Genomic DNA, 16,695 nt, shown 5'->3' with positions numbered 1-16,695 from the left:
ATGTATAAGGGAAAGTTAAAACAAATTCTATTAATAACTGATGGTTATTCAAACCATGGTGAAGATCCGTTAGCTGTTTCAAGCCTAGCACAAGAATACGGTATTACAGTAAATGTAATTGGAATTTTAGATGAAAATGTACAAAGTGGTGACGGTTTAAAAGAAATAGAGGAAATTGCTAAAGCTGGTGGAGGGATTAGTCAAGTCGTTTACACAAAGCAACTTTCTCAAACTGTCCAAATGGTTACTAGAAAAGCGATGACACAAACAATTCAAGGATTTGTTAATAAAGAATTAAAGCAAATATTAGGCGATAGCAATTCGATAGAATCACTGCCTCCTTCAAAGCGAGAAGAGGTATATGAGGTTGTAGAGGATATCGGTGAAACTGTAGGTTTAGAAGTTATTATTTTAGTAGATACGAGTGCTAGTATGAAAGACAAACTAGAAACTGTTAAGGAATCATTATTTGATTTACAAATTAGTTTAAACTCAAGAACAGGAGAAAATGCCTACTCGTTATTTATATTCCCCGGGAAACATGACGATGTAGATAAATTACTAGATTGGACACCTAAGTTAGAAAAACTAAACACAATTTTTCCTAAGTTAACGATGGGTGGTATGACGCCAACCGGACCTGCTCTACGTGAGGCTTTAAACTATTTTAACGAACAAAACTACGATAGAGGTAATAATGGTGATGATGAACAATCAATTGAATGGGCAGATTAATTTAGCGCCTGGGACTCTCATTACTGGAAAGTGGAATAAAAACAAATACGAAATTAAGAGTTTACTTGGAAATGGAGCAAATGGAACAGTTTACCTAGCTTCTGGAAAAACTGGAGATGTTGCTATTAAGCTGAGTAAAGATTCTACTAATATCACGAACGAAGTAAATGTTTTTAAAAAAATCACACAGGTCCAGGATTCAATCCTTGGGCCTTCTTTTATCGATGTAGATGACCATATAAATCCTGGAACAAATGAATGCTGCTATTACTATGTGATGGAATACGTTAATGGTGTAAGTTTACCAAGATTTATTGAAAGAAATGGAATGGAATGGAGTAGTATTTTTATCATACAAGTTTTGTCATTGTTAGATAAATTGCACCATAAAGGCTTTATTTTTGGGGATTTAAAAACAGATAATCTACTAGTTACGAAAGAACCAAATAAAATCCAGTGGATTGATTTTGGAGGAGTTACTCAAATTGGACGTGCAGTTAAAGAGTTTACGGAGTTCTTTGATCGTGGTTACTGGGGCTTAGGTTCTAGAAAAGCAGAAGTTTCCTATGACTTATTTGCTGTTACGATGATTTTTATCCACTTGCATTGTAAAAAGCAGTTTTTAAAAAACGGGTTAGGAATAGATCAAATTGAACAAGTAATAACGCAAACACAAACCCTTAATCCATATAAAGAATTTCTAATGAAGGGATTAAAAGGTGAGTATATTAATGCAAGTGCTATGAAACAAGCTCTATTAATGTATGAACAAAAGATAAATGCTACAAAAAAGAAGAAGAGTAAAAAGGATCAAGCTACTACAGCACAAACGATGAATCAAACAAGGCAATCGAAAAAGCAAAATCAGACTACAAATCAATCAACACAATCAAAAAAAAATAGCCAGTCTACAAATCAACCTAGAAATTCAACTAGTCAGAATCAAAAACCTAACCAATCAACACACACAAGAGCAGGGAACAATGTTCAAGTGAAGCAAAAGAAAAAAAGAATTCACTGGTTCGAAACGTCGACCATTCTCCTGCTAATGGGCTTGGCTTATGCATTATATTTTTATTATCAGCTGTAATTTATAGTACTCCAAGTGTGTGAATGGTAACATATAGATATGAATTTTACTTTCATTAGGAGTATAGGTAAATGGTAATTAATCAATTAAAGGAATTTATAAAACAAAACAATATTAACAGAAGTAGTGTAATTGTGATTGGTGTTTCTGGAGGTCCAGACTCAATGGCGTTAGCCCATTCTTTTTTATCAATTAGAGAAGAATATGAGTTCTCGATTATTATCGCACATGTAGATCATATGTTTAGAGGACAAGAATCTTTAGATGATTTAGAATATGTTAAAAACTGGTGCCTCCAAAATAACGTTCAATATGAAGGTAAGAGCATAAATGTGAATCAGTATATCGAGGAAACGGGTTTAAGTAGTCAATTGGCGGCAAGGGAATGTCGATATCATTTTTTTGACGAAACGATGAAGAAATATGAAGCAAATTATTTAGCCTTAGGTCATCATGGAGAGGACCAAGTTGAGACAATTTTGATGCGGTTAGTAAGAGGTAGCTCGCAGGTCGGTTACGCTGGCATTAGGGAAAAGAGATCTTTTAGTACAGGCGAAATTATTCGTCCATTTTTAGATTTAAGAAAACAAGCATTAACTACATATTGTCACGAACAAAGTATTATCCCTCGAAAAGATCCAAGTAATGATAAAGATGTTTACACGAGAAATCGATTTAGACATCATATTTTACCTTTTATTTTTGAAGAAAATCCAACTGCACATAAAAGATTCCAACAGTTTAGTAGACAGCAATTGGAAGATGATTTATATTTAATGGAATTAACTGAAGACGCATTGAATACAGTTATAAAAAATAAAGAAAAGCAAGCAGTCACTATTGACGTTAAACAGTTTTTAAATGTGCCTATATCTTTACAAAGAAGATGTATTCAACTAATATTAGATTATGTCTACCTATCTATCCCTAAAGGCTTGACACAAGGGCATCTTAATTCAATTCTGACTTTATTACGAAATGAAAAATCCACGTGGGAGCAGCATTTACCTGGAGGACTTTTTGTCACACGCTCATATAATGAATGCATCTTTACATTCGTACAAATGAATGTGAAGGATTATACTATTTCTATTAATGAGCCTGGCGAGTACGAACTACCAAATGGTTTTTCAATTAAAGTTGAATTAAACAATCAATATTTTGAACAAAAAAATGACATGTTTATTTGTTCTGTCAAGGATGTTTCTTTTCCACTCATTGTTCGGAATCGAAAGAATGGTGATCGAATGTCATTAAAGGGTATGAATGGGTCAAAAAAGTTAAAAGATATATTTATTGATGAAAAAATGAAACAATCATTACGTGATGAATGGCCAATAATTACGGATAGTCAAAATAATATATTATGGGTACCTTTCGTAAAGAAATCTGCATTTGAAAGAAATTTTTCGACAGATGAGTCACTCATTGCAATACAGGTGGTTTCTAAGAGTTTCTAGGAGGAAAAAATGAAACAAGACATTCAACAAGTATTAGTAAGTGAAGAGGCAATTCAACAAAAAGTAGTAGAATTAGGTGCAGTACTAACAGAAGAGTACAAAGACCGCTTTCCACTAGTAGTGGGTGTTTTAAAAGGAGCTCTTCCGTTCATGTCTGATCTTATCAAGCATATTGATACATATATCGAAATTGATTTTATGGACGTTTCTAGTTATGGACATAGTACAGTTTCTTCTGGTGAAGTAAAAATTGTAAAAGATTTAAATACTTCTGTTGAAGGAAGAGATGTAATCATTCTAGAAGATATTATTGATAGTGGTCTAACTTTAAATTATTTAGTTGAACTATTTAAACACCGCAAAGCTAATACAGTTAAAATCGTTACTTTATTAGATAAGCCAAGCGGACGTAAAGCAAATATTGAGGCTGATTTAGTTGGCTTCGAAGTACCAGATGCTTTCGTAGTAGGATATGGTTTAGATTATATTGAACGTTATCGAAATCTGCCATATGTTGGCGTTTTAAAGCCTGAAGTTTACACGAAATAAGTCAAGTTTTATTCGTTTGTTTACATGGTATAACTATGCTACTATATAAAGTAATTAAATTGAAAGAGAGGAGGTTTGGAATTGAATCGAATTTTCCGTAATACAGTCTTTTACATATTAATCTTCTTAGTTGTGATTGGTGTTGTTACATATTTCAATGGGCCAGAATCTCAAGTTAAGAAAGTAAGTTACGATACATTTTATACTAAGTTACAAAAAGGAGATGTTAGCAGTTTAACATCTATCCAACCTAAAAATGGAGTGTACATAGTAAGAGGTCATTTTACAGATGTAAAAAAAGGCGAATCTTTCCAAACTCAAGTACCAATTAGTGACGAAACGACAAAAATAGTTAACAAAGCAGTTGCTGACTATAAAATAAAGGCTAATTGGAATCCAGCTGAAACAACAAGTGCGTGGGTGCAAATCTTCACTTCACTCATTCCATTTGTAATTATTTTCGTTCTTTTCTTCTTCCTAATGAATAATGCACAAGGTGGCGGAAGCCGTGTTATGAACTTTGGGAAGAGCAAAGCTCGTCTTTATAATGACGAGAAAAAGAAAGTACGATTTAAAGATGTTGCAGGTGCAGATGAAGAGAAGCAAGAGCTTGTTGAGGTAGTAGAGTTCTTGAAAGATCCTCGTAAATTTTCTGAATTAGGTGCAAGAATTCCTAAAGGGGTACTATTAGTAGGACCTCCCGGAACAGGTAAAACATTATTAGCAAGAGCTGTTGCAGGAGAAGCTGGAGTTCCATTCTTCTCAATCAGTGGTTCTGATTTCGTTGAAATGTTTGTAGGGGTCGGTGCTTCTCGTGTTCGTGATTTATTTGAAAATGCGAAGAAAAACGCTCCTTGTATCATATTTATTGATGAGATCGATGCTGTAGGTCGTCAACGTGGTGCTGGATTAGGCGGAGGTCACGATGAGCGTGAACAAACATTAAACCAGTTACTTGTTGAAATGGATGGTTTCGGTGCTAACGAAGGTATTATTATCATTGCTGCAACAAACCGTGCAGATGTTTTAGACCCAGCGTTATTACGTCCAGGTCGATTTGATAGACAGATTACGGTAGATCGTCCAGATGTAATAGGACGTGAAGCGGTATTAAAAGTACATTCAAGAAATAAACCATTGGCTCCAGATGTAGACTTAAAAGCTATTGCTCAAAGAACTCCTGGATTCTCTGGTGCAGATTTAGAGAATTTATTAAACGAAGCGGCATTAGTTGCGGCTCGTCGTGATAAAAAGAAAATCGATATGCTTGATATTGACGAAGCAACTGACCGTGTAATTGCGGGACCTGCTAAGAAAAATAAAGTTATATCTGAAAAAGAGCGAAAAATTGTTGCGTTCCACGAAGCTGGGCATACGGTTATTGGCCAAGTGTTAGATGAAGCTGAAATGGTTCATAAAGTAACAATTGTACCTCGTGGTCAAGCTGGTGGTTATGCAGTAATGCTTCCAAAAGAAGATCGTTACTTTATGACAAAACCAGAATTACTTGATAAAATTACAGGTCTACTTGGTGGACGTGTTGCTGAAGAAGTGGTATTTGGTGAAGTAAGTACAGGCGCTCATAATGACTTCCAACGTGCAACAGGTATTGCTCGTCGTATGGTTACTGAGTTCGGTATGAGCGATAAGCTAGGGCCATTACAATTTGGTCAATCTCAAGGAGGAAGTGTATTCCTTGGTAGAGACTTTAATAATGAACAAAATTATAGTGATAAAATTGCTTATGAAATCGACGTAGAGATTCAAACAATCATTAAAGACTGTTATGCAAAAGCAACTGATATTATTAAGACGCATCGCGAAAAATTAGACTTGCTTGCTAACACATTATTAGAAGTGGAAACTTTAGATGCAAAAGCAATTAAGAGTCTTTGGGAACAAGGCACGCTTCCTACATCTCCAACTTCAAATGATGAGATTAAAGTCAACATTTCTAAAAAGAATGATGAACCAACTGAGCCTAAAATCACTGAATAAAAAATTAAGAGTGTCTTTCTAGACACTCTTTCTTTTGTTTATTGGTGAAAAGTCAAGTAAGCCAAGAACATGGGAAATTAGGTTCATTTAAGCGTTTTAATAAACCAATACGATCCATGTCCACAGCAGAAAGCATCTATTTTTAAACTACTATCAACTTGTGTTATCATTATTTTTATAATGATTAAAAAATGTACTTGAAACTAAAAATATAAAATAAAAGTTTTATTTTTGAAATGGAGAGACGGTGGATTATATGTTATTTGTAATCGATGTAGGAAATACAAATACTGTTTTAGGTGTTTACCAAGAAGACGAGTTAATACATCATTGGAGAATTGAGACGAATCGTTATAAAACAGAAGATGAGTACGGTATGGTCATTGGTTCATTACTTGAATATGCAGGTATTGGTTTTGATGAGTTTCATGCAGTTATTATTTCATCAGTAGTCCCACCGATTATGTTCTCACTGGAAAGAATGGCAACAAAATACTTTAAACAAAAGCCACTAATCGTTGGTCCTGGTATAAAAACAGGTTTAAACATAAAATATGATAATCCGAAAGAAGTTGGCGCAGACCGAATTGTTAATGCGGTTGCTGGAATTGCACAATACGGAAGTCCGCTGATTATTGTTGATTTCGGAACAGCTACTACATATTGTTATATAGATGAAAATAAAAATTATATCGGTGGAGCAATTGCACCAGGGATCAATATTTCAACAGAAGCACTCTATACAAAGGCTTCAAAACTGCCTCGTATAGAGCTTTCTAGACCTTCTAATATTGTCGGTCGTACAACTGTAGAAGCAATGCAGGTTGGAATCCTATACGGTTATGTAGGTCAAGTTGAAGGTATTGTAAAACGAATGAAAGCTCAAGCAAAGGTAGAACCTACTGTTATAGCAACAGGCGGACTTGCATCATTAATATCTAAGGAATCGGATATCATTGATGTCATGGATCCATATTTAACATTAAAAGGTCTACATTTAATTTATAAACGAAATTCATAAAAAGGGGTAAAACATGAAAGATTATTTAGTAAAAGTATTAGCTTTTAACGGTGAAGTCCGTGCATATAGCGTTAGATCAACAAATATTGTAAAAGAAGCTCAAGAACGTCATGACACTTGGTCAAACGCTTCTGCTGCATTAGGTCGTACACTAACAGCTGCAACAATGATGGGTGCTATGTTAAAAGGCGATGAAAAGTTAACTTTAAAGGTTGAAGGTAATGGCCCAATTGGCCATATTTTAGTCGATAGTAATGCAAAAGGTGAAGTACGAGGATATGTACAGAATCCGCATGTACAAACTGAACTTAACAAACATGGAAAAATAGATGTAGCTAAAGCAGTTGGTACTGTAGGCACAATCTCGGTTGTTAAAGATATTGGTATGAGAGAACCTTTCACAGGCTCGGTACCTATTGTATCAGGTGAACTTGGTGAAGACTTTACTTACTATTTTGCTGTATCTGAACAAACACCTTCATCTGTAGGTGTCGGAGTATTAGTAAACCCAGATCATTCGATTTTAGCAAGTGGAGGATTTATTATTCAAATCTTACCTGGTGCAAGTGAAGAATGTATCACGCAAATTGAAAATCGTTTAAAAACAATTAAACCAGTTTCTAAACTAATTGAAGAAGGCCTGACTCCAGAAGAAATTTTATATGAAGTGTTAGGAAAAGAAGAAGTTAAAGTTTTAGAAACGATGGATGTAAAATTCCAATGTCAATGCTCAAGAGAGCGAATTGAGGGTGCTCTTTTAAGTGTTGGTAAACAAGAATTAGAATTAATTTTAGAAGAGGATGGAGAAGCAGAAGTAACATGTCATTTCTGTAATCAACCTTATCATTATTCTGGTGAACAATTAAAAGAATTAATTAACAAATTGTAGTTGAAAATTAAAGGAATTTGTCGAGCTTTCTTTTCATAATTTATTATGAATTTCATACAAGTTATGTATAGGAGAAAGTAATTGACAGATTCTTTTGTTTTTTACATAATGTATATTAAACAGGTCAATATACTAGGAATTAGGAGTGGATGGAATGAAAGTTGCAAATTCAGTTTACGAATTAATCGGTAGAACTCCAATTGTAAAACTTAACAGATTAGTAGACGAGGACAGCGCGGAAATATACTTAAAACTAGAGTTTATGAATCCTGGTAGCAGTGTTAAAGATCGTATTGCTCTTGCTATGATTGAGGATTCTGAGAAAAAAGGTTTAATAAAACCAGGTGATACAATTATTGAACCAACTAGTGGAAATACTGGTATCGGATTAGCAATGGTAGCAGCTGCTAAAGGCTATAAATCAATTCTAGTAATGCCAGAAACAATGAGTATTGAGAGACGAAACTTATTACGTGCATATGGCGCAGAATTAGTTCTAACTCCAGGCCCTGAAGGAATGGGAGGAGCAATTCGTAAAGCTGATGAATTAGCAAAAGAAAATGGATATTTCGTTCCACAACAGTTTAATAATATTGCAAATCCTGAAGTCCACCGTTTAACAACTGGTCCTGAAATTGTTGAGCAAATGGGAGACCAACTTGATGCATTTATTTCAGGAGTAGGTACTGGAGGAACAATCTCCGGTGTAGGAGCTGTTTTAAAAGAAGCTTACCCTGGAATTAATATCGTCGCTGTTGAACCTGAAGACTCTCCAGTTTTATCAGGTGGTAAACCAGGTCCGCATAAAATTCAAGGTATTGGAGCAGGTTTTATCCCTGAAACATTGAACACGGATATTTATGATGAAATCGTTCAAATCAAAAATGACGATGCAATGGAGACGGCTAGAAAAGTAGCAAAAGAAGAAGGTATACTTGTAGGTATTTCTTCTGGTGCTGCAATTAGTGCTGCGTTACAAGTTGCAAAAAAACTTGGAAAAGGTAAAAAAGTACTTGCGATCATTCCAAGTAATGGAGAGCGTTATTTAAGTACAGCATTATTCCAATTTGAGTAATTTTTTGATGGATTAAATAATAAATTTAAAATCCCTTTGCAAGTGAGCAAAGGGGTTTTTTGTTTTTCCATAAAATGCTTTGATGTATACTTCTTACTTTTTGTGTAAAATGAAAAAAGAAGCGCTATCAGAGGGGGATATTCACATGAATTATGAAATCTTTTCAAAAGTTATCAATTATACTACACCTTTCTTTAAATACTTTGTAGAAACGGTAAAAGAGAAAAAGAATGCCGTACTTCTTGAGAGTGGTCGTGACGGACGATATTCAATTATGGCATCTAATCCTGTTGCGAAGTTATATGGAAAGGATAATAAATTAACGGCCGAAATAGGGATTGAAGAGTGCTCTGAAAAAGTGGAGTATGAAGGAAATCCAATTGATTTAGCAAAGGAATATCTATCTAAATACACAGTGGAAAAAAGAGATGACCTACCACCATTTCAAGGTGGGGCAATCGGTTATTTCACATATGACTGTAACCATTATATCGAAGACCTACCAACAATGGCTGAGGATGTCTACAATATTCCAGATGTTTATTTATTAATCTTCCATGAAGTGGTTATTTATGACCATCAAGAAAATCAATTATATTTTATTGTTATAGATGAAATGAATAATGCTGTTAAGGCACAAGAACGAATTGACTCTTTAGAAGAATTCTTCATTAGTGAAATAGAGCAAATTGATTTATCTAGAAGAATTTCTACCGAAGAGGTTGAAAAAACAATTTATATGTCTGAACAAAAATTTACGGATGCTGTTGGAAACGTTAAAGAATATATCAGTGCGGGGGATGTATTCCAGGTGAATTTATCCGTGCTACAATCTGAGACGCTTGTAACAGATCCACTATATATATATGAGCAGCTTAGAGAAATAAATCCTTCACCATATATGTCCTATTTAGATTTTGATGAGTTTCAAATTGTTAGTTGCTCACCAGAGCTATTAGTAGCAAAGCGTGATCAAGAAGTTTGGACAAGACCAATAGCAGGTACAAGGTCTCGTGGTAAAACAGTTGAAGAAGAACAACAACTGATGGAAGAACTACGTTCAAATGAAAAAGAACAAGCTGAGCATATTATGCTAGTTGATCTAGAGCGCAATGATTTAGGAAGAGTATGTGAATATGGAACTGTTGAAGTAGACGAACTATTAGTAATCGAAAAGTATTCGCATGTAATGCACCTTGTTTCAAATGTTAGAGGTGAGCTACAAAAGGATAAAGATTCATTTGATTTATTAAAAGCAGTATTTCCCGGGGGAACAATAACAGGAGCTCCAAAAATCCGTACGATGGAAATTATTGAAGAACTAGAACCAACCAAGCGTGGCATTTATACAGGTTCTGTTGGATGGATTAGCTTCACAGGAGATATGGAGTTAAATATTACGATTCGAACAATGGTTACAAAAGATCAGCAAGCATTTGTACAAGCTGGTGCTGGCATTGTTATTGATTCTAATCCAAAACATGAATATTTAGAAAGTCTTAAGAAAGCTCAAGCTTTATGGACAGCTAAGAAAGTAAGCGAAGAAAAAGCAAAGTTGGGTGGGAATGTAAAATGATATTAATGATTGATAATTATGATTCATTTACCTATAATCTAGTTCAATATTTAGGCGAATTAGGTGAAGAGTTAATTGTAAAACGAAATGATGAAATTACTTTAGAAGAAATCGAAGCATTAGCCCCGACTTATTTGATGATTTCACCAGGACCTTGTACACCGAACGAAGCTGGAATCAGTTTAAAAGCAATTGAACACTTTGCTGGGAAGATCCCAATTTTAGGCGTATGCTTAGGTCACCAATCAATCGCTCAAGTGTTTGGAGGAGACGTAGTACGTGCAGAACGCTTAATGCACGGAAAAACATCGGCAATTACACATGAAGGTTTAGGAGTATTTAATGATTTACCATCACCAATTGATGTTACACGATATCACTCTTTAATTGTAAAAAAAGAAACGTTCCCTGAGGAGCTTGAAATAACAGCTTGGACGAATGAGGGAGAAATCATGGCTTTAAAACATAAGACATTACCGATTGAAGGAGTACAATTTCACCCGGAATCAATTATGTCACAATTCGGTAAAGAAATGCTTAGAAACTTTTTACAAGCATATAAACCGTCTAGGAGTGCAGTATGAAACTATATTTTAATGGAGAATACTTGAACGATCATGAAGTGAAAATATCTCCATTTGATCATGGCTTTTTATATGGATTAGGAGTATTTGAAACATTTCGGATCTATAATGGGCATCCATTTTTATTATTTGATCATTTAAAGCGTTTGAGAAAGTCGTTATTGAACCTGAATATCGAGTGGAATTTGCTAGATGAGGAAATTCAATTGATTTTAAATAGGTTAATTGAATTAAATGGATTACAAGATGCGTATATACGTCTGAATGTTTCAGCAGGTGAAGGTGAAATAGGTTTATACACTGGTAAATATTCAAATCCAAATACCATCATTTTTATTAAACCTATGCATGAAAGTAATATCTTAGAGAAAGAAGGGGTAATACTAAATACCCCTCGAAACTCTCCTGAAGGAAAAGAACGATTAAAGTCTCATCATTATTTAAATAATATTATCGGGAAAAAAGAGATTGGTAACTCACCAAATATAGAAGGAGTCTTTTTAAACAAAGATGGGTTTCTTTCAGAAGGTATCGTTTCAAATCTCTTCTTTATTAACCAAGATCGATTATATACACCACACGTTGATACGGGAATTTTGAATGGGATAACGAGACAGTTCGTGATTCATTGGGCTAAATTAAAAGGGATTACAGTTGAAGAGGGCTTCTACACGGAGCAAGAGCTGTTAAAAGCGGATGAAATATTTATTTCAAACTCAATCCAAGAAATTATTCCCGTTACAGTAATTGGCGAGCGGCTCTTTAATGTTAGTGAAAGTAGCATAATAAAAGATTTGCAAAAGGACTATAGACTGCACCGAAAATCCTTATTAAGCATGAATGAAATGGAAAGAAGTGAACAAGCGTGAGAAGAACAACAAAACCCTTGATTTGTGGAAATTACTCATTACCAATTCAGAATGAAACTATTGTAATGGGGATTTTAAATGTAACCCCGGACTCGTTTTCTGATGGTGGTCGATACAACGAGATTGAATTAGCGATACAACATGCAAAGAAGTTAATTGCTGATGGAGCAAAAATCATAGATGTAGGTGGGGAATCGACAAGACCTGGAGCTGCCATAGTCGACGAAGACGAAGAGTTAAGAAGAGTTGTTCCGATTATTAAAGCATTAGCTAAAGAAATTGACGTCCCAATTTCCATTGATACTTATAAATCTGAAGTGGCAAAGCAAGCCGTTGAAGCTGGCGCAACAATCATTAATGATGTTTGGGGGGCAAAGAAAGACCCTAAAATTGCTGAAGTGGCTGCTGCGTACAATGTTCCAATTTGTTTAATGCACAATCGAACAGATGAAAACTATTATAGTTTAATGAGTGATCTTGTCTGTGATTTAGTTGAAAGTATTAATATAGCCAAACGCGCAGGCGTAAAGGATGAAATGATTATTTTGGATCCAGGTGTTGGTTTTGCGAAATCAGCTGAGCAGAATTTAGAAGTTTTAAACCAAATGGAGCAAATTAAAGCGCTAGATTATCCTGTGTTACTTGGTACTTCTAGAAAAAGGTTTATAGGGGAGATTCTTGGTACTGAAGTACATGAGCGAATGGAAGGTACAGGGGCTACGGTCTGTTTAGGAATTACGAAAGGCTGCGAAATTGTACGAGTACATGATGTATTAGCGATTTCCCGTATGGCTAAAATGATGGACGCTATGTTAAAGATTGGAGTAAAAAATGGATAAAATTTATGTAACAGGTATGAGGTTTTATGGATACCATGGTGTATTTAAAGAGGAGAAAACATTAGGGCAACGATTTAATGTGGACTTAATTGTCGAATTAGATACAAAAAAAGCAGGAGAAACAGATGATTTGGCGTATTCAGTAAGTTACGCAGACTTATTTAAAACCTGCGAAGAAGTAGTTCAAGGTCAGTCTTATGATTTAGTTGAATCAGTGGCTGAAGAAATTGCTAAACAAATATTAAATACATATGATTTAATTCAACAATGTACTGTAAAAGTCATAAAACCAGATCCACCAATACCAGGACATTATGATTTTGTAGCAGTTGAAATAACAAGAGGTCGCATATGAAAAATGAATCATATTTAAGTTTAGGAACAAATATAGGCGACCGAGAAGGTTTTCTTACAAAGGCTATTAGGGAATTAGTGAATCATCCCGACATTCAAGTAGAACAAATCTCTTCTATCTATGAAACAGACCCAGTTGGATACACAGACCAAGATCCATTTTTAAATCTCGTTATTAAAATTTCTACCAATTTGACACCACTTCAATTACTTGATGTTACGCAAGGAATCGAAAAAGGTCTTGGCAGAAAAAGGGAATTACGTTGGGGTCCAAGAACGATAGACCTTGACATTTTACTCTATAATCACGAAGATATAGAAGTTGAGCACCTAAGAATACCGCACCCGAGAATGTTTGAAAGAAGCTTTGTATTAATCCCCTTAAAAGAAATTAACCAATCAATTAAGGTTGAAACTAAATTTTTAGAGGATAAAGGAGTTCGATTATGGAAGCTGAAAAGTGGGGTAGACGGATTAGGGCTTTTAGAAAATTAAAAGGTTTTACCCAAGAAGGTTTTGCAAAAAACCTTGGAGTTTCTGTTTCTGTGTTAGGTGAAGTTGAGCGAGGGAATCGTATGCCGACTGAACAATTTTTGCATGATTGTGCAAAACAATTAAAAGTAAGTGTAGAGGAATTATCAATATAGAGTTTTATTGTAATAGAAGGAGGATGGGATGTGCTGAAAATTGGTGACATCGAGATGAAAAATCCCGTCGTATTAGCACCGATGGCCGGAGTTTGTAACTCAGCTTTCCGTTTAACCGTAAAAGAATTTGGTGCAGGTTTAGTTTGTGCAGAAATGGTAAGTGATAAAGCAATTCTTAACAATAATAAAAGAACATTAGATATGCTTTATATGGATGAACGTGAAAAGCCATTAAGCCTACAAATTTTTGGTGGTGAAAAATCAACATTAGTTGAAGCTGCTAAGTACGTTGACGAAAATACGAATGCAGATATTATTGATATTAATATGGGATGTCCTGTTCCTAAGATTACAAAAGTAGACGCAGGAGCTAAATGGCTTTTAGACCCAAACAAAATTCACGAAATGGTATATGCTGTAGCACAGAATGTAAGTAAACCAGTTACAGTTAAAATGCGTCTTGGATGGGATGACGATCATATTTATGTTGTAGATAATGCAAAAGCAGTTGAAGCAGCGGGTGGAAAAGCAGTTGCGGTCCATGGACGAACTCGTTATCAAATGTATGAAGGGAAATCTGATTGGAGCTGGATTAAAGAAGTTAAAAATCAGGTTTCGATTCCTGTAATCGGTAATGGTGATGTGGAGACTCCTCAAGATGCCAAGCGTATGTTAGATGAAACAGGCTGTGATGGTGTAATGATTGGTCGTGCTGCATTAGGAAATCCATGGATGATTTATCGTACAGTTAAATACTTGGAATCTGGTGTATTAATGCCTGAACCAGAAGCACGTGAAAAAATTGATGTCTGTTTATTGCATTTAGACCGATTAATTGATTTGAAAAATGAACATGTAGCTGTAATGGAAATGAGAAAACATGCAGCATGGTATTTAAAAGGTTTGAAAGGCACTGCATTAGTTCGAAACCAAATTAACGAGGTTAGTACTCGTACCCAAATGGTTGAAGTATTAACAACATACGTTAATGAAGTGGAAGGAAAAATGAAAGCTACTCAAGCTTTGTAAGTTTGACAGGTTTCGCTTGACAAAATATAATAAGTTATAGTAAACAAAACTGCCAGATCGAAATACTGGCAGTTTTTCTATTAAAATCATATTGTATTTAAATATTTAATGAATAATTACGTGGAGTTGAGAAAATGAGTCACGAAGAATTAAATGATCAAGCCCTTATACGTAGGGAGAAATTAAAAACACTTGAAGGAAAAGGTATCGATCCATTCGGTAAAAAGTTTGTGCGCACACATTCTTCAAATGATTTATTAGCACAATTTGACCAGTTTTCCAAGGAAGAATTAGAAGAAAAAGCGATTGTTGTTTCATTAGCAGGTCGAGTAATGACTAAACGTGGTAAAGGTAAAGCCGGATTTGCACATGTTCAAGATTTAAATGGACAAGTTCAAATCTATGTTCGTAAAGATGCTGTAGGCGAAGAACAATATGATATCTTTGATATTACTGATTTAGGTGACATTGTAGGTGTTACTGGTGTGGTATTTAAAACGAATGTAGGGGAATTATCTATTAAAGTTAAAGAATACACATTCCTTTCAAAAGCGTTATTACCACTTCCTGATAAATTCCATGGTTTACAAGATGTTGAACAACGTTACCGTCAAAGATATTTAGATCTAATGAATATGGATAGCCGACAAACATTTATTGCTCGCAGTAAAATTATCCAATCTATGAGACGTTATTTAGATAGCCAAGGTTATTTAGAAGTTGAAACTCCTATGCTACATGCTATTGCAGGTGGAGCTTCTGCAAGACCGTTTATCACTCATCATAACGCGCTTGATATGGAATTATATATGCGTATTGCAATTGAGTTGCACTTAAAACGACTAATTGTAGGTGGACTTGAAAAAGTTTATGAAATTGGTCGTGTATTCCGTAATGAAGGTATTTCTACTCGTCATAACCCAGAGTTTACGATGATTGAATTATATGAAGCTTATGCTGATTATGCAGACATTATGGAACTTACTGAGAACCTAATTGCTCATATCGCTAAAGAAGTTTTAGGTACTACTACTATTCCTTACGGTGAGTACACAGTCAACCTAGAGCCAAAATGGACTAGACTTCATATGGTAGATGCGATTAAAGAAGCTTGTGGAGTAGATTTCTGGCCAGAGATGTCAGTTGAGCAAGCAAGACAATTTGCTAAAGAACATAATGTTGAAGTTAATGAGAATATGTCTGTTGGTCATATTATTAACGAATTCTTTGAACAAAAAGTTGAAGAAACATTAATTCAACCTACATTTATTTATGGTCACCCTGTAGAAATTTCACCGCTTGCGAAAAAGAATGCTGACGATCCACGTTTTACTGATCGTTTTGAGTTATTTATTGTGGCACGTGAACATGCTAACGCATTTACAGAGTTAAATGATCCAATTGACCAAAAAGAGCGTTTTGAAGCACAGCTTAAAGAACGTGAGCTTGGTAATGACGAAGCACATATGATGGATGATGATTATATCGAAGCATTAGAGCATGGTATGCCACCAACTGGTGGTCTTGGAATAGGTATTGATCGATTAGTTATGTTGTTAACTAATTCTCCTTCAATCCGTGACGTTCTATTGTTCCCATTAATGAGACATAAATAAGATTTAACGAACTGGCTAAAGGGATACTTTAGCCAGTTTTTTTATGATTGATGTATCTTTTTAATAGAATAAGGACATCATTTATTTATTGGAATCTGGTAGAAACTATCTGAATAAAAAGAATTTAAAATTAGGTATTGTATTTTGTTTTTATAGGTGTTATATTATTAAACGTTGTCACATTAATACGAAATGACAACGAAAAAAACTTTTAAAAAAACATTGACAACATTCAACAGAAAATGTTAAGATGTTTAAGTCGCCTCAGAGCGACAAAGTGAACTTTGAAAACTAAACAAAACATGAAGTAAACGTCAATTATTAGTTTTTTGAGCAATACAAGATTTAAACTTAACTTTTATGG

General features: G+C 34.7%; 17 protein-coding genes. All 17 read left to right on the top strand.

The window, feature by feature from the left end; all coding sequences use genetic code 11:
* The 17 genes from ACFVRR_RS22275 to lysS all read left to right on the top strand — a co-directional run bounded on the left by ACFVRR_RS22275 (nucleotide 1) and on the right by lysS (nucleotide 16,331).
* Entirely contained in the window at nucleotides 1–735 is a 735-nt protein-coding gene (locus ACFVRR_RS22275) for a VWA domain-containing protein (RefSeq protein ID WP_387332743.1), read from the top strand.
* On the top strand, nucleotides 704–1,825 hold the full coding sequence (locus ACFVRR_RS22270; protein WP_387332741.1) for a protein kinase domain-containing protein: 1,122 nt from the start codon (nucleotides 704–706) through the stop codon (nucleotides 1,823–1,825). The genes ACFVRR_RS22275 and ACFVRR_RS22270 overlap by 32 nt, the downstream gene beginning before the upstream one ends.
* Before the next feature lie 71 nt (nucleotides 1,826–1,896).
* Entirely contained in the window at nucleotides 1,897–3,285 is a 1,389-nt protein-coding gene (gene tilS, locus ACFVRR_RS22265; protein WP_387332739.1) for a tRNA lysidine(34) synthetase TilS, read from the top strand.
* 9 nt (nucleotides 3,286–3,294) lie between these two features.
* Complete coding sequence (gene hpt / locus ACFVRR_RS22260; RefSeq protein WP_088014785.1) at nucleotides 3,295–3,834, top strand: hypoxanthine phosphoribosyltransferase; 540 nt, start codon at nucleotides 3,295–3,297, stop codon at nucleotides 3,832–3,834.
* An 81-nt stretch (nucleotides 3,835–3,915) separates the two neighbouring features.
* The gene (ftsH, locus tag ACFVRR_RS22255; protein WP_387332736.1) at nucleotides 3,916–5,832 is read left to right on the top strand and encodes an ATP-dependent zinc metalloprotease FtsH; all 1,917 of its coding nucleotides are present in this window, start codon (nucleotides 3,916–3,918) and stop codon (nucleotides 5,830–5,832) included.
* 256 nt (nucleotides 5,833–6,088) lie between these two features.
* A complete protein-coding gene (locus ACFVRR_RS22250; RefSeq protein ID WP_056474433.1) occupies nucleotides 6,089–6,853 on the top strand; it encodes a type III pantothenate kinase in 765 nt (254 codons plus the stop codon).
* Between the two features lie 13 nt (nucleotides 6,854–6,866).
* Nucleotides 6,867–7,742 carry an Hsp33 family molecular chaperone HslO gene (gene hslO, locus ACFVRR_RS22245; RefSeq protein ID WP_387332734.1) on the top strand — a complete coding sequence of 292 codons (876 nt, stop codon included), beginning with the start codon at nucleotides 6,867–6,869 and terminating at the stop codon, nucleotides 7,740–7,742.
* A gap of 154 nt (nucleotides 7,743–7,896) precedes the next feature.
* On the top strand, nucleotides 7,897–8,817 hold the full coding sequence (cysK, locus tag ACFVRR_RS22240; protein WP_387332732.1) for a cysteine synthase A: 921 nt from the start codon (nucleotides 7,897–7,899) through the stop codon (nucleotides 8,815–8,817).
* Between the two features lie 145 nt (nucleotides 8,818–8,962).
* Entirely contained in the window at nucleotides 8,963–10,393 is a 1,431-nt protein-coding gene (locus ACFVRR_RS22235; RefSeq protein WP_387332730.1) for an anthranilate synthase component I family protein, read from the top strand.
* Nucleotides 10,390–10,977 carry an aminodeoxychorismate/anthranilate synthase component II gene (pabA, locus tag ACFVRR_RS22230; protein WP_387332728.1) on the top strand — a complete coding sequence of 196 codons (588 nt, stop codon included), beginning with the start codon at nucleotides 10,390–10,392 and terminating at the stop codon, nucleotides 10,975–10,977. The genes ACFVRR_RS22235 and pabA overlap by 4 nt, the downstream gene beginning before the upstream one ends.
* Nucleotides 10,974–11,846, top strand: a complete 873-nt coding sequence (pabC, locus tag ACFVRR_RS22225; RefSeq protein WP_387332726.1) for an aminodeoxychorismate lyase — start codon at nucleotides 10,974–10,976, stop codon at nucleotides 11,844–11,846. Before pabA ends, pabC begins: the two co-directional genes overlap by 4 nt.
* A 65-nt stretch (nucleotides 11,847–11,911) precedes the next feature.
* Nucleotides 11,912–12,685, top strand: a complete 774-nt coding sequence (gene folP, locus ACFVRR_RS22220; RefSeq protein ID WP_387332791.1) for a dihydropteroate synthase — start codon at nucleotides 11,912–11,914, stop codon at nucleotides 12,683–12,685.
* Complete coding sequence (folB, locus tag ACFVRR_RS22215) at nucleotides 12,678–13,040, top strand: dihydroneopterin aldolase (protein WP_056474411.1); 363 nt, start codon at nucleotides 12,678–12,680, stop codon at nucleotides 13,038–13,040. The genes folP and folB overlap by 8 nt, the downstream gene beginning before the upstream one ends.
* The gene (folK, locus tag ACFVRR_RS22210) at nucleotides 13,037–13,534 is read left to right on the top strand and encodes a 2-amino-4-hydroxy-6-hydroxymethyldihydropteridine diphosphokinase (protein ID WP_387332723.1); all 498 of its coding nucleotides are present in this window, start codon (nucleotides 13,037–13,039) and stop codon (nucleotides 13,532–13,534) included. The genes folB and folK overlap by 4 nt, the downstream gene beginning before the upstream one ends.
* Entirely contained in the window at nucleotides 13,486–13,686 is a 201-nt protein-coding gene (locus ACFVRR_RS22205) for a helix-turn-helix domain-containing protein (protein ID WP_056474403.1), read from the top strand. Before folK ends, ACFVRR_RS22205 begins: the two co-directional genes overlap by 49 nt.
* A 30-nt stretch (nucleotides 13,687–13,716) precedes the next feature.
* Nucleotides 13,717–14,715, top strand: a complete 999-nt coding sequence (gene dusB, locus ACFVRR_RS22200) for a tRNA dihydrouridine synthase DusB (RefSeq protein ID WP_387332721.1) — start codon at nucleotides 13,717–13,719, stop codon at nucleotides 14,713–14,715.
* A 134-nt stretch (nucleotides 14,716–14,849) separates the two neighbouring features.
* Complete coding sequence (gene lysS / locus ACFVRR_RS22195) at nucleotides 14,850–16,331, top strand: lysine--tRNA ligase (RefSeq protein WP_387332719.1); 1,482 nt, start codon at nucleotides 14,850–14,852, stop codon at nucleotides 16,329–16,331.
* Nucleotides 16,332–16,695 lie beyond the last annotated feature (364 nt).

This window comes from Gottfriedia sp. NPDC057948, from assembly GCF_042887255.1.
Lineage (GTDB): Bacteria > Bacillota > Bacilli > Bacillales > Bacillaceae_G > Gottfriedia.
Note: the sequence above shows the minus strand (reverse complement) of the source record. Positions and strands in the feature narration are given on the sequence as shown.

What these genes read in the sequence shown, in the direction of transcription:
- ACFVRR_RS22275 (WP_387332743.1), top strand. Translation starts at nt 1, where the DNA reads ATGTATAAGGGAAAGTTAAAACAAATTCTATTAATAACTGATGGTTAT.
- ACFVRR_RS22270 (WP_387332741.1), top strand. Translation starts at nt 704, where the DNA reads ATGATGAACAATCAATTGAATGGGCAGATTAATTTAGCGCCTGGGACT.
- tilS (WP_387332739.1), top strand. Translation starts at nt 1,897, where the DNA reads ATGGTAATTAATCAATTAAAGGAATTTATAAAACAAAACAATATTAAC.
- hpt (WP_088014785.1), top strand. Translation starts at nt 3,295, where the DNA reads ATGAAACAAGACATTCAACAAGTATTAGTAAGTGAAGAGGCAATTCAA.
- ACFVRR_RS22250 (WP_056474433.1), top strand. Translation starts at nt 6,089, where the DNA reads ATGTTATTTGTAATCGATGTAGGAAATACAAATACTGTTTTAGGTGTT.
- hslO (WP_387332734.1), top strand. Translation starts at nt 6,867, where the DNA reads ATGAAAGATTATTTAGTAAAAGTATTAGCTTTTAACGGTGAAGTCCGT.
- cysK (WP_387332732.1), top strand. Translation starts at nt 7,897, where the DNA reads ATGAAAGTTGCAAATTCAGTTTACGAATTAATCGGTAGAACTCCAATT.
- ACFVRR_RS22235 (WP_387332730.1), top strand. Translation starts at nt 8,963, where the DNA reads ATGAATTATGAAATCTTTTCAAAAGTTATCAATTATACTACACCTTTC.
- pabA (WP_387332728.1), top strand. Translation starts at nt 10,390, where the DNA reads ATGATATTAATGATTGATAATTATGATTCATTTACCTATAATCTAGTT.
- pabC (WP_387332726.1), top strand. Translation starts at nt 10,974, where the DNA reads ATGAAACTATATTTTAATGGAGAATACTTGAACGATCATGAAGTGAAA.
- folP (WP_387332791.1), top strand. Translation starts at nt 11,912, where the DNA reads ATGGGGATTTTAAATGTAACCCCGGACTCGTTTTCTGATGGTGGTCGA.
- folB (WP_056474411.1), top strand. Translation starts at nt 12,678, where the DNA reads ATGGATAAAATTTATGTAACAGGTATGAGGTTTTATGGATACCATGGT.
- folK (WP_387332723.1), top strand. Translation starts at nt 13,037, where the DNA reads ATGAAAAATGAATCATATTTAAGTTTAGGAACAAATATAGGCGACCGA.
- ACFVRR_RS22205 (WP_056474403.1), top strand. Translation starts at nt 13,486, where the DNA reads ATGGAAGCTGAAAAGTGGGGTAGACGGATTAGGGCTTTTAGAAAATTA.
- lysS (WP_387332719.1), top strand. Translation starts at nt 14,850, where the DNA reads ATGAGTCACGAAGAATTAAATGATCAAGCCCTTATACGTAGGGAGAAA.